14 protein-coding genes are annotated in these 12,705 nt (G+C 52.9%); 1 reads left to right on the top strand and 13 read right to left on the bottom strand.

What is annotated here, in order from left to right; translation table 11 throughout:
- Positions 1 to 26: 26 nt before the first annotated feature.
- Positions 27 to 2,621 carry an autotransporter YejO gene (yejO, locus tag AACU19_RS01945; RefSeq protein WP_123057619.1) on the bottom strand — a complete coding sequence of 865 codons (2,595 nt, stop codon included), beginning with the start codon at positions 2,619 to 2,621 and terminating at the stop codon, positions 27 to 29.
- Between the two features lie 319 nt (positions 2,622 to 2,940).
- Between yejO and narP the strand changes: the two genes are divergently transcribed.
- The gene (narP, locus tag AACU19_RS01940; protein ID WP_105278010.1) at positions 2,941 to 3,588 is read left to right on the top strand and encodes a nitrate/nitrite response regulator protein NarP; all 648 of its coding nucleotides are present in this window, start codon (positions 2,941 to 2,943) and stop codon (positions 3,586 to 3,588) included.
- Between the two features lie 212 nt (positions 3,589 to 3,800).
- On the opposite strand, the gene ccmH is transcribed toward narP, so the two are convergent.
- From ccmH to napG, 12 genes are read right to left on the bottom strand one after another with little or no spacing between them, the layout of a single operon-like run.
- Positions 3,801 to 4,853 carry a cytochrome c-type biogenesis thiol:disulfide oxidoreductase CcmH gene (gene ccmH, locus AACU19_RS01935; RefSeq protein ID WP_105278009.1) on the bottom strand — a complete coding sequence of 351 codons (1,053 nt, stop codon included), beginning with the start codon at positions 4,851 to 4,853 and terminating at the stop codon, positions 3,801 to 3,803.
- Positions 4,850 to 5,407 carry a thiol:disulfide interchange protein DsbE gene (dsbE, locus tag AACU19_RS01930; RefSeq protein WP_000824445.1) on the bottom strand — a complete coding sequence of 186 codons (558 nt, stop codon included), beginning with the start codon at positions 5,405 to 5,407 and terminating at the stop codon, positions 4,850 to 4,852. Before dsbE ends, ccmH begins: the two co-directional genes overlap by 4 nt.
- On the bottom strand, positions 5,404 to 7,347 hold the full coding sequence (ccmF, locus tag AACU19_RS01925; protein WP_105278008.1) for a cytochrome c-type biogenesis heme lyase CcmF: 1,944 nt from the start codon (positions 7,345 to 7,347) through the stop codon (positions 5,404 to 5,406). Before ccmF ends, dsbE begins: the two co-directional genes overlap by 4 nt.
- Positions 7,344 to 7,823: a cytochrome c maturation protein CcmE gene (ccmE, locus tag AACU19_RS01920; RefSeq protein WP_001026418.1), complete on the bottom strand. Its 480-nt coding sequence runs from the start codon at positions 7,821 to 7,823 to the stop codon at positions 7,344 to 7,346. Before ccmE ends, ccmF begins: the two co-directional genes overlap by 4 nt.
- Positions 7,820 to 8,029: a heme exporter protein CcmD gene (ccmD, locus tag AACU19_RS01915; protein ID WP_000186540.1), complete on the bottom strand. Its 210-nt coding sequence runs from the start codon at positions 8,027 to 8,029 to the stop codon at positions 7,820 to 7,822. Before ccmD ends, ccmE begins: the two co-directional genes overlap by 4 nt.
- Positions 8,026 to 8,763, bottom strand: a complete 738-nt coding sequence (gene ccmC / locus AACU19_RS01910) for a heme exporter protein CcmC (protein ID WP_001295447.1) — start codon at positions 8,761 to 8,763, stop codon at positions 8,026 to 8,028. The genes ccmD and ccmC overlap by 4 nt, the downstream gene beginning before the upstream one ends.
- Before the next feature lie 41 nt (positions 8,764 to 8,804).
- Positions 8,805 to 9,467: a heme exporter protein CcmB gene (gene ccmB, locus AACU19_RS01905; protein ID WP_000971730.1), complete on the bottom strand. Its 663-nt coding sequence runs from the start codon at positions 9,465 to 9,467 to the stop codon at positions 8,805 to 8,807.
- Positions 9,464 to 10,087, bottom strand: coding sequence for a cytochrome c biogenesis heme-transporting ATPase CcmA (gene ccmA / locus AACU19_RS01900; RefSeq protein ID WP_105278007.1), 624 nt, complete (start codon positions 10,085 to 10,087; stop codon positions 9,464 to 9,466). The genes ccmB and ccmA overlap by 4 nt, the downstream gene beginning before the upstream one ends.
- A gap of 12 nt (positions 10,088 to 10,099) precedes the next feature.
- Positions 10,100 to 10,702: a cytochrome c-type protein NapC gene (gene napC, locus AACU19_RS01895; protein ID WP_000528376.1), complete on the bottom strand. Its 603-nt coding sequence runs from the start codon at positions 10,700 to 10,702 to the stop codon at positions 10,100 to 10,102.
- 9 nt (positions 10,703 to 10,711) lie between these two features.
- Positions 10,712 to 11,161, bottom strand: coding sequence for a nitrate reductase cytochrome c-type subunit (gene napB / locus AACU19_RS01890; RefSeq protein ID WP_000835174.1), 450 nt, complete (start codon positions 11,159 to 11,161; stop codon positions 10,712 to 10,714).
- Complete coding sequence (napH, locus tag AACU19_RS01885; protein WP_000013515.1) at positions 11,158 to 12,021, bottom strand: quinol dehydrogenase ferredoxin subunit NapH; 864 nt, start codon at positions 12,019 to 12,021, stop codon at positions 11,158 to 11,160. The genes napB and napH overlap by 4 nt, the downstream gene beginning before the upstream one ends.
- Positions 12,008 to 12,703, bottom strand: coding sequence for a ferredoxin-type protein NapG (napG, locus tag AACU19_RS01880; RefSeq protein ID WP_000091291.1), 696 nt, complete (start codon positions 12,701 to 12,703; stop codon positions 12,008 to 12,010). The genes napH and napG overlap by 14 nt, the downstream gene beginning before the upstream one ends.
- Between the last annotated feature and the right edge of the window lie 2 nt (positions 12,704 to 12,705).

The following is a 12,705-nucleotide window of genomic DNA, read 5'->3' as shown; positions in this document are numbered from 1 at the left end:
CATTACGGCCTGTTTATTTTCTGTTATCAGAACGTCCAGACCACACCCGCCTGGGTATTCCACGGTGATTCTACCCCCGCGCCATTGCCATAGCTGACTGACAAATGACCGCTTAACGTCGGGGTAAACGATGACCTTATCCCAGCCTGATAAACGCCACGGGTTCCAGCCACGTCATTATTAAATTTGCCGTCGTCATTAACTTTCACTTGGTTAGAATCGGCGTATTCCTGACGCACGGCGGCTTTCAGCCAGGGTTCCAGCGTCGTACCGTTTTGCAGGTCCATGTGATAGCTTACCGCCGTTCCCGCTTCAGCGCGTAATATGCGGGTATTTCCCACATCCGCGCGCATGCCGTTTGATAACGTGTAGTCCTGACCATCTGTGGTAAAGCCGGTAAAGGCCAGATAAGGTCTAACACTCCACAATCCGTCAACCCAACGGAACCCGCTCTCGACATGAGCACCCGCGCCGTTACTATTGTAATCGCCAAACGCTGTTGCCCCATTACTCATCTTGCCATGGATGGTGTTGGCAAAACGGTCAACTTTCACCACCCCGTCAACATAGGCACCGTTTTGATGCTCCCAACCGGCATAAGCACCCAGGGTATAGCTATCGACATTGCCTTTGCCGCCGCGATCAAAACCAATATCAGAATGAGAGTAACCAAAGAACAAGCCGCGAATTGTACTGCTTTCTTCACGGGAGAAACGGCTATCGATACCGAGCGTCAGCCCCGTCAATGTTTGCTCAAAGCCAGCTCCCGCATCAGTGGTTACGTTGTTGCGGGTGTTAATTGCCGAACTCCACATCGCCGTATCGTAATTAACGCCTTTTACGCTACCAAGACGCTCACGTACGGTATCCAGTTCTGCATCAAATACCAGCGGTTGTGCTGCCGCCATATTCAACACATCAGTGGTTGAAGGAGTTATTTGCGTGCGATTCTCTGCCAGACTCCAGCTATGGTTGCCATTATCTTGCAAGATATATTCATACGTACCGATATCAACAACGCCTCCGGCATTGCCCAAGGTAAATGCAGCATCACCGCCGCCCGTTGTTACCAGTGTAAGGCTATCACCTGCTGCCGGGCTGGCCCCCGTGTCCGTCACAAATATTTTGAAATCACCTGTTGCCTGACCGGTCACGTTGAGCTGATCGCTCTGATGATTAGCCATATCGGTACGCATATAAAAATTGCCGTTTCCCGACAGGGTATTAGTGGTCAACGTAGTGAAATTTTCCGCACTTGCCGTCACGGTTGAGCGAGTTGCTGGCTCAGTCATCATAACGACAGTTCCGTCTGACATCACCAGGTTTGCTAAATTGAGATGGGTGTTTTGGTTTATATTATTGATATCGGCAATAATAGCCCAAAAACTCTCTTCGATAGAAACATCTGCTTTACTGGTATCCACTGCGCCATGCGTTCTTAAAGATGCACCATCAGAAACCACCACGTCACCTAAAAATGTAGCCGGTGTATAAAAATTTAATTCCAGCGCCATTGCATCAATAATGCCCTCATTTCCTCTGACTGTTACGTTAACCATTGTGCCAGTCCAGACATTAGCGCGACCATTATCGATAACCATATTTTCAGATATGGCATTTGAGGAATATTTTATGCTTCCATTCTGCACTGACCGACCAAGATCATAAACTGCATGTGCCTGCACTCTCGTACCAGTATCTCTTCCCAACGATTGCATGGTTGCATGCTCATCAAGGATAGTGTCAATTGCCTGAGTGCCCTCCATAACAATTAGCCCGGAACCATCATCCAGTTCATAATTTTTTGACACACCATCTTTTATACTAAATTGGCCTTTACTGTTTGTACCACTCACTTCCAGCGCATTCGTTGAAACAATTAATTTTCCGCCTGCTTTTTTGTCAACGCCAGTTGCAGTCCCGCCATCCATAACCTCCAGTAAACCACCACTATCCACAGTGGTATTATAAGCGAAGTCATTCTCTTCAACCCGCAAACTTCCGCCGTTTTCCAACAGCATATTGTTAGCAACCCCATCTTTGATATCAAACTGACCGAGACGGTTTGTTCCGAATACCTCCATGGCCCGCGTGGTTGTTTTAATCGCACCGCCTGCTTTCTGATCTACCGCAAATGCCAATCCGCCATCTTTAATCTCCAGTAGTCCTCCCTTTTCGATAACGGCGAAGATGGCAATGCCTTCGGTTTCAACGATTAAGCGCCCGCCTTTAATCGTGGGATCATTCGCTGCACCATAAACCTGTAGCACACCATTATTGAGGGTAGTCTGGTTTGCCGCGCCACCCATTTGAACAATTTGATAACCATCATTTAATACGGAGTATTCTGCGGTGCCATTCATTTCAATGTACTGATACCCTCCGTTAATTTCAGTATTACTACTTACACCAAATTCTTTTATATGCTGTTCTCCGCCAGGATTGATTTTCGTATTATTGGCGGTCCCATAAACCAGCTGGATATCTTTTTCCAGGACAACACCATCAACTGTCTCACCATACTCAACAGTTGATGCCAATGCTATGGGTGAATATAACGCTGTAGCCACCAGAACAGATATTGCGGAACGACAAAGAGAAACAGAACCAGAGTGATGCATTAATCTTTCATCCTATGAAATTAATTGCTGTTAAAAGCATTGGGTAAAGAAAATACCCATAGCGCCATACCCGGAGTGAGTTTTTAAAAACTGTTTAAAGAAATGCACAAGTATTGTGATTGATTTTTTAGTTGTTTTTCTTGATGAGAAGCTGATGCAAAATTCCGTCTTTATAATGAAAATGATGCGAGGGTGAACTACTGAGCTGTACTTTTCACTACATGTCCATACATAAAATGGGGTAACATTCACGCGCCTGGTAGCGTTTCCAACGCTACGCTCAAACATAATGATTCTAATAAAACCTCAGGAGACTACTATGCCTGAAGCAACGCCTTTTCAGGTGATGATTGTGGATGATCATCCACTTATGCGACGCGGTGTTCGTCAGTTACTGGAGCTTGATCCTGGCTTTGAAGTGGTCGCCGAAGCGGGCGACGGCGCGAGTGCTATCGATCTGGCGAATAGACTGGATATCGACGTGATCTTGCTGGATCTCAATATGAAAGGTATGAGTGGCCTGGATACCCTCAATGCCTTGCGCAGGGATGGCGTTACCGCGCAAATTATTATCCTGACCGTATCAGATGCCTCCAGCGATGTCTTTGCGCTGATAGACGCAGGCGCAGACGGTTATCTGTTGAAAGACAGCGACCCGGAAGTGTTGCTGGAAGCGATTCGTGCCGGAGCGAAAGGCAGCAAAGTCTTTAGCGAACGCGTCAATCAGTACTTAAGTGAACGTGAAATGTTTGGCGCGGAAGAAGATCCCTTCAGCGTGCTGACGGAGCGCGAGCTGGATGTTCTGCACGAGCTGGCACAGGGACTGTCAAATAAACAGATTGCCTCGGTGTTGAATATTTCCGAGCAGACAGTAAAAGTCCATATCCGTAATCTGCTGCGTAAACTCAATGTCCGCTCACGCGTGGCGGCCACCATTCTGTTCCTGCAACAACGTGGGGCACAATAAAAAAATAGCCCGATGGATTTACCCTCGGGCTGATATTGATGACAAACGCAAAACTGCCCGATGCGCTACGCTTATCAGGCCTACGCGGATCGAGCAATGAATTGAGTTCGCACGATTTTGTAGGCTGAATAAGGCGTTTACGCCGCATCTGGCATAAACAAAGCGCACTTTGCCATCAGTCTGGCCCGATGGCATCACCATCGGGCTTGTTCTTATTTACTCTCCTGTGGTGATAGGTGTTGCATCGCCTGCGCGATACTACGTTCAATCACCACACGGCGAGTATCGTTGGCAGGTAAGAGTTTCAACATCATCTCCCACGCGGCAACGGCTTCGCCAAATCGCTGCTGCTCAAAGGCATTAAATGCATACATGCTTAACACACGGATATTGCTATGGTCCGTTCTCACCAACTGGCGTAGCAGTTCACCACCGAGGCGGTTGTCGTTGGGATCAGATGAACGTGTCAACGCTTCAGCGTATCCCAGTGCAGCATCGCTGTTCTTCGGATCGAGGCGATACGCAGTGGCGTATGCATCGGTGGCAATACTGGCGTTACCCAGCGCCATGCCAACGCGGCCCAACATAATCCAGCCTTCTATATCTCCCGGATTTTTTTGCAGTTGAGTACGCATCCCCAGCGCAAGGCGGGACATCTCTTCTTCGTTGAGCGGCTCAGCTTTCGGATCCAGCGCCCTGTCCAATAACGCCGGCGCCTGAGCCGTGGCCTGCTGCCAAATTTTCACCTGCTGATAATTGCCGGTCTGGTAGTAGCTGACGCCAGCCACAATTAATGCCACCACAATACCCGGCAGATAAACAACATATCCGGCACGCTTACCTTCCGGCACGCTTTGTTCAGGAAACGCTTCCGGCACCACGCGTACCCGACGCCGCGAACGGGCGTAAATGACCCAACCGCCAATGCCAATAGCCACTACCGGAAGCACCCACAGCAGAACGGTCAGCGGCGTTAACGGCGGGTCGTAAGTGACGAAGTTGCCGTAACGCGCCACCATATAATCGACAATCTCTTTCTTACTTTTACCTTCCTGCATCAGTTCGTACACTTTCTGGCGCAGGTCGGTGGCAATCATCGAGTTGGAATCGGCAATGCTGTTATTCTGGCATTTCGGGCAGCGCAGTTCTTCAGTAAGCTGACGAAACTGTTGTTCCTGTGCTTCATCTTTAAACTGCAACACGTCGATGGTCGCCAGCGCTGAGCCGGAGATCATCAGCATCAGCACGCCCAATAAAAACCTCATTGTGCGGCCTCCTTACTGTATTTCTCCCACAGCGGCTTGATCTCTTCTTGCCAGACGCGGGGATTGAGATCACCCGCATGGCGATAGCGAATGATGCCGTTGCCGTCGATGAGGAACGTTTCTGGCGCACCATAGACACCGAGATCCAGCCCTAACATGCCGTCACCATCAAACAGGCTTAACGCGTAAGGATTGCCCAACTCTTTCAGCCAGCTGATCGCTTTCTGGCGATCGTCTTTATAGTTCATGCCGACTACTCGGATGCCCTGCGCAGAAAGCTGATTCAGATATTGATGTTCCGCACGGCAGGTCGGACACCAGGTCGCCCAGACGTTAAGCAGCACTGGTTTGCCCTGAGTCAGCACATCCGCCTGATAAAACTGACCAGGATTGTCCAGCGATTCTAGGCGAAACTTTGGCACCGGCTTGCCAATGAGCGCCGATTCCAGATTGGTCGGATCATCCCCTTCGGCATTACGCGCCAGCTGCCACAGCAACGCCGCGGCAATCGCCAGGAAGATAATTAAAGGAATTAACAATACTTTGCGCTTCATACAGCCTCCGGCGCAGTTTTTTGCGGGTTCACGCGCTTACGATAGCGAGGATCAAACAGACACAGCAGTCCGCCCAACGCCATCATCAGCCCGCCCGCCCAGATCCAGCGAACAAACGGTTTGTAGTAAAGGCGCACAGCCCACGCACCGTTTTCCAACTCTTCACCGAGCGCTGCGTACAGGTCACGCGTGATGCCACCGTCAATCGCTGCTTCGGTCATCATCGACCCGGCTGTGTTGTAATAACGTTTTTCCGCATACAGCACCGTTTCCGGCTTGCCATCTCGCGTTACGCCGATAGTCGCCACACCGCCGCGCCAGTTCGGACCAGTCACTTCTTTGACATCACGGAAGGTGAAGTGATATTCATGAATATCGACGCTATCGCCGGACTTCATGCGCACATCACGCTCAACGCTATAGTTCTGGCTAAAGGCAATACCAACAATTGTTACCGCCAGCCCCAGGTGAGCCGCCACCATGCCCCAATAACTAAAGGTGGTTTTCGTGCCGAGTGAAATACGCAGCGCAGCTTCCGCAATGGCCAGCACTGCAATCCAGCAGGCCATTGCCAGGCCGAGCACCGTCATCGCCACAACTTTGCTTTCGAACAGCCACGGCACTATCAGCGACAACACCAGCGTAGAGATGAAAGCGATAATCAATAAATTGCGGATTTTACGTGGGCGATCGCGCCCCCAGCGCACCAGTGGACCGACACCAAGCAGTAGCGCAAACGGCACCATCAGCCAGGTAAACATAGTGTTGAAGAACGGTTCACCAATCGAAATACTGCCCAGCCCAAGTTGCTTATGCACCAGCGGCAGCAGCGTCCCCAGCAACACCACCAGCATTGCGGCGACCAGCAAAACGTTGTTCGCTAACAGCAAAGATTCCCGCGACCACAGCGCATTGTTTACGCGTGAGCGAACTTTGTGTCCACGCGCGGCAAACAGCAGCAGCGAACCGCCAATCACCAGCACCATAAAGGCGAGGATAAACATACCGCGCGCCGGATCAGACGCAAACGCGTGTACCGATACCAGCACGCCGGAACGCACGAGGAAAGTCCCCAACAGACACAACGAGAAGGCACTGATTGCCAGCAGTAATGTCCACGCTTTGAAGCTGGCGCGCTGTTCAGTGACCGCCAGCGAGTGCATCAGCGCAGTACCCACCAACCACGGCATAAACGAGGCGTTTTCTACCGGATCCCAGAACCACCAGCCGCCCCAGCCGAGTTCGTAATAGGCCCATGCGGAACCGAGCACAATGCCGAGCGTCAGGAAGATCCACGCCGCCAGCGTCCACGGACGGGTAAAGCGTGCGTAAGTGCTGTCCAGACGCCCACTCAGCAAAGAAGCAATGGCAAAAGCAAACGCCACCGAGAAACCAACGTACCCCATATAGAGCAGAGGCGGATGGAAGATCAGCCCTGGATCCTGCAACAGCGGGTTAAGATCGCGCCCTTCAATCGGGAAGTTCGGCAACGTGCGTGAGAACGGGTTAGAGGTAAAGAGAATGAACAGCAAAAAGCCGACACTGACCATCCCCATTATCGCCAGTACACGGGCCACAATATCCAGCGGAATACGCTGACTAAAAATCGCCACCGCAAATGTCCAGCCGCTCATCAGCAGCACCCACAGCAGTAGCGAGCCTTCATGCGCACCCCAGGTTGCCGCTACGCGATACCACACCGGAAGCTGGGTATTGGAGTTGCTGGCAACATAGGTGACAGTAAAGTCATTCACCACGAAAGCATTGACCAGCACCAGAAATGCGCCAGCCACAGACATAAATAGCAGCCATGCAAACAAGCGCGAAGAAGCCATCATGCGCGCATCCCCGCGCGCCACGCCCCATAGCGGATACACGGACAGCAACAGCGCAATTCCTAGCGCCAGGCACAGCAGTCCGTTACCAATTTCTGGCATCATGATGCTGGGTCCTTATAAACACTCGCCGGGCGACGGTGATTAGCTTCCATCGCTTTCTCGACTTCTGGCGGCGTGTAGTTTTCATCGTGTTTCGCCAGTACTTCTTTCGCGAGGATATGATTACCTTTTTCCAGTTCGCCCTGCACCACTACGCCCTGCCCTTCACGGAACAGATCCGGCAAAATGCCTTCGTAAGAGACATCTACTGAACCTTCAGCGTCGTAAATGGTGAACGTTACTTTCAGCGAATTGGGATCGCGCTGCACACTACCCGGCATCACCATCCCGCCAACGCGCAGACGCTGACCGACTTCCGGCATCTGTTGAGTTTCACGCTTGCCGTAGAGAATTTCCCCCGGCGTATAAAAAAGATCGATATTCGAGCGCAGCGCATACAACACCAGGCCGATAGTCAGCGCCAGCCCCGCCAGCACGGCACAGGCAATCCACAAACGGTTTTTACGGCGAATATTCATGCAGCCTCCTGCTGTTGCGCAGCACGTAAACGCGCCTCACGCGCCCGCTGTTGCGCCACGCCACGCAGAATTGCGCGATGCTGCATCACCGAGTGCACGACCAAAACCACCAGCGGAATAACGGTCATCACCACCGCCAGCCAGACAAAAAAGGCGTAACCGCCCATTGCGAAAAATTCATTCCAGGAAGCAAATGCAGGGGTCATTTACGGCCTCTTTTCAGTATCAGTTCACTCACCCACGGACGGCGTTTTTCCATCAGCAAAATCAAATTACGCATCCGCATCAGCGTCAGCGTGGCAGACAGCAGCAGGAAACCAAAAATCGACCAGCGCAGCGGCGAACGCATCGCCGGATCAATACTTTGCTGCATCCGCGTTGATCCCTGATGCAGGGTGTTCCACCACTCCACGGAGTAATGAATAATCGGCAGGTTCACCACGCCAATCAGCACCAGAATACCTGCCGCACGGCCCGCCAGACGACGGTCGTCGAAGGCGTGCCACAGGGCAATCACACCAACATACAGAAACAGCAGCACCAGTTCAGAGGTCAGGCGTGCGTCCCATACCCACCAGGTGCCCCACATCGGTTTTCCCCATGCGGAGCCAGTGACCAGGGCAATAAAGGTAAACACGGCACCAATGGGAGCCATCGCCGCCACCGCCAGGTTAGCCATTTTCATCTGCCAGACAAGGCCAATAAACGCCGCCACCGCCATTGATGCATAAATGCCCATCGACCAGATCGCCGCAGGCACATGCAGGTAGATAATGCGGTAGCTATTTCCCTGCTGATAATCAGCAGGAGCAAAGCCGAATCCCCAGATCCAGCCGACGGTAAGCACGACCACACTGGCAATTGCCAGCCACGGTATAAACCAGCCACAGATTTGATACAGCCGTGGTGGGATCGCCAGTTGATGCAGTGTTTTCCACATAGTTTCGATACCAGACTCGAACAAAAATCAGTAATCCAGCGTTATTGAATGCTGATTCGTAACGCTGCCGCCGTCGCAAAAGGACTTAATGTCGCGGTGCCTGCCAGCAACGCGCCTAAAATTGCCAGATACCCGTCAACGGGCAAATGCATCGAAGCCGCGTCCATCGCGGCGGTGGCAAAGATGAGTAATGGGATAGTCAGCGGTAACACCAGTATGCTGAGCAGCACACCACCGCGTTTAAGTCCCACTGTCAGCGCCACGCCCGGTGCACCGAGAAAACCAAGCGTTGGGGTTCCCAGCAGCAGCGTCAGCGCCATCACTTGCCAGCCATAAACATCCATTCCCAGTAGCATTGCTACCAGAGGCGAAAGGATGAGTAACGGCAGACCTGTTACCATCCAGTGCGCCATCACCTTCGCCAGCACAACGGCGGGCAAGGGTAACGGCAACAACATCAATTGTTCAAGACTGCCGTCCTGCAAATCGTCACGGAACAGTCGCTCGAGTGCCAGCAAGGATGAAAGCAGCGCGGCAACCCAGATAATGCCCGGCGCAATACGCGCCAGCAATTGCGGCTCCGGACCGATACTGAGCGGAAAAAGGGTAATAACAATCAGGAAGAACCACAGCGGGTTAGCGATTTCGGCGCTATGGCGAAACGCCACGCGCAGCTCAAGACGGAAAATGCGCCAGAACATCATGCGGCCCCCGTTTGCGTCAGTGAAATGCGGCGAATTTTACTTTCAGCAACGTTGAGCGGCTGGTGGGTAGTCAGAATCACAATCCCCCCCTGCTCCGTATGCTGCGCCATACGCTGGGTCAGACGATCGACGCCGTTAACGTCAATCGCGGTAAAAGGCTCGTCGAGTATCCATAACGTGGCACGGGTCAGCCACAGACGCGCTAAAGCGACGCGGCGTTGTTGCCCGGCAGAAAGTTGATTTACAGGAATATCTTCGAATCCGGCAAGCCCGGCCTGCGCCAGGGCTTCCAGACATTGTGCGGTATCGCCATCGCGATGATAAAATTGCAGATTTTCTAACGCCGTCAGCCGGGTTTTGATCCCCGGCTGATGGCCTATCCATAACAGGTTTTGATGGTAGCTGTCGCGTACCTGATGCAAGGGCTGCCCTTGCCAGAGAACCTCGCCTGCGTCAGGGCGAGACAACCCCGTCAGCAAACGGAGAAGCGTTGTCTTCCCCGCGCCGTTGCTACCGGTGATTTGTACCCACTCGCCTGCGTTCAGCGTAAATGACAAGCCACTAAATAAGGTTCGTTCATCCCGCTCGCAAAGTAACTCTCTGGCTTCAAGCATACCCACGCAATAACCCTGTTAAAAACCTGGCTCGACTTCGCGCATATCGGGCAGCTTGTGCGCGATCCCTTTATGGCAATCAATACAGGTTTGCCCATCTTTCACCGCCTGGTCGTGCATCTTAGCGGCAACTGATTTCTGGGCGGTTGTATCCATATACTCGAAGTTGTGACAGTTACGACACTCCTGCGAGTTATTGTCCTTCATGCGCCGCCACTCATTCTGTGCCATCGTCAGGCGATGAGCTTCAAATTTCTGCGGCGTGTCAATAACGCCAAAAATTTTACCATACAGCTCTTTACTTGCTTTGAGCTTGCGTATCATCTTCGGCACAAACTCGTGCGGAACGTGACAATCCGGACAGGTCGCACGGACGCCGCTACGGTTGTTGTAGTGCACGGAATCCATGTATTCCTGATACACCGTGTTACGCATTTCGTGGCAGCTAATGCAGAACTCTTCGGTATTGGCTTTTTCCATCCCGGTGTTAAAGCCGCCCCAGAAAACGATGCCGCCGACAAAACCGATCAACAGCAGCGTCCCTAGCGCCAGACGGCTGGGGGTACGCCACCATTTCCACAGGCGCTTAATCAGACCAGGCTTACGGTCAGAATTTCCCATAATAACCTCTTATTTCCCGTAACCTTTTGATGGGGTAAAGGTATTCCCCACGATTGGCGCGGTATCGGCCTGCGGTACGTGACATTGCAGACAGAAATAACGACGCGGAGCCACTTCTGCGCCCACTTTGCCGTCGCTGTCCATAAAGTGAGTAGGACTAATGCGCGGCGCGCCAGTGGTGCGATAGCTTTCGACACCGTGGCACTGCAAGCAGCGGTTGGTATTGGTCGTTACCTGATAACCTTCAACGCTATGCGGGATCATTGGCGGCTGATTCACATAGTTCAGCGGCATCCGATCCTGCTCTTTTGGCATCCGAATGGCCCCTTCCTGTGTCCCGGATACTTCCGGCGACTGGCTAAAATCGACGCCATTAGCCGCCCAAACCGCGCCGCTCACCACCAGGGCCAGCATCGCCGTCCATTGACACAGCGCTTTCTTCAGGTCATGGCTTTTCATGATTTCGCTCCCGAACTCCATCGTGTAGTTATTGTAAATACATCCTCAGAACAGACATCCACGCAGCGACCGCACGTCATGCAATCGCGGCTGGTGACCTGCACCGGGCTTTGTTCATCCAGCACCGGGGCACGTAGCACATGCGGTTCCGGGCAAACATGAAAACAATCCATACAGCGGTTACATTTCTGCCGATCGGTGGCCGCAACGGTAATCACACCTTTACTACCCAGCACGCCATACAGTGCACCAACCGGACAAATGTGCCCGCACCAGCCGTGTTCAACGACCAGTAGATCAAATAAAAACAGCGCGAGAATAAGCAGCGCGCCGCTGCCGAATCCCATTACCAGGCTGCGCCCCATCAGGGAAACGGGGTTGATCCATTCCCAGATGAGCGTGCCGGTTAAGGCCGAACCCACCAGAATGACCACCAACAGCACGTAGCGGATGTGGCGTGGGATCGTCGCAGACTGATTGAGGTCAAAACGCCTGCGTAACCAGTTTGCTAAATCGGTAATCGGGTTCAGCGGGCAGACCCAGCTGCAAAATAATCGCTTTCCTGCCAGGGCGTAGAGCACGGTGATAATCACCGCACCGGTCAGCGCCACCGTGGCAGGCAGATGACCGCTGGCAAGACTTTGCAACGTCATCAGCGGATCGGTCAGTGGAACGGTGTCGAATAACAAGCTACTGCTGTAGTTGCCGTGCAAGATCCACACACCAAACCACGGGCCGCTCAAAAACATTCCCAGCACGAAGAACTGACAAAGGCGACGCAACACCAGCCAACGGTGACTGCGCCACCAGCCTTTTTTCTCCAGCGCCTCGCGCCCGGCGTCACGTTTACGATTTGCCATTGTTCCCCTCCAGCCAGCCGAAGCGGTAATGGTGACCTAACTCCCCTTTCGCCAGTGACAGCGGTAACACCTTGATTGCGGGTTGTTCCAGCACGCACACTTTTTCGCACTTACCGCAGCCGGTACAGGCGTCACTGTGAACCGTCGGCAGAAAACGGGCGTGCTTACCGGTACGCGTGTTACGCTCCAGCTCCAGGGTGATTGCCTCATCAATTTTCGGGCATTCGCGATAGCAAACATCGCAGCGCAGCCCCTGAAAGTTGAGGCAGTTCTCCTGATCCACCAGCACCGCCAGCCCCATCCGCGCGTCGTCGATCGATTCGATCTCTCGATCCAGCGCACCGCTCGGGCACACTTTGGCGCACGGAATGTCCTCACACATTTCGCAAGGAATATCCCGCGCGACAAAGTACGGCGTACCTGCCGACAGGCCAGAGGCCAGTGTCGCCAGTTTTAAGGTGTCGTAAGGGCAAGCCTGAACACACTGACCGCAACGTACACAGGCACTGGCAAAGGCGTTCTCGTTTATGGCTCCGGGCGGGCGCAACCGCACACCAGATGCGCGTGCGGTTTGCTGTTGTAACCCCAGCGCCACACCCACGGCAGCCAGCCCACCAGCTGTGCGAACGACATCGCGCAGAAAGCGGCGGCGACCATTTTGAGGTTTCGCTGACCGGGACATAA

The organism is Escherichia sp. MOD1-EC4550 (genome assembly GCF_963876935.1).
GTDB lineage: Bacteria > Pseudomonadota > Gammaproteobacteria > Enterobacterales > Enterobacteriaceae > Escherichia > Escherichia coli_F.
The sequence above is the reverse complement of the archived record's forward strand: the minus strand, read 5'-3'. Positions and strand labels throughout refer to the sequence as shown.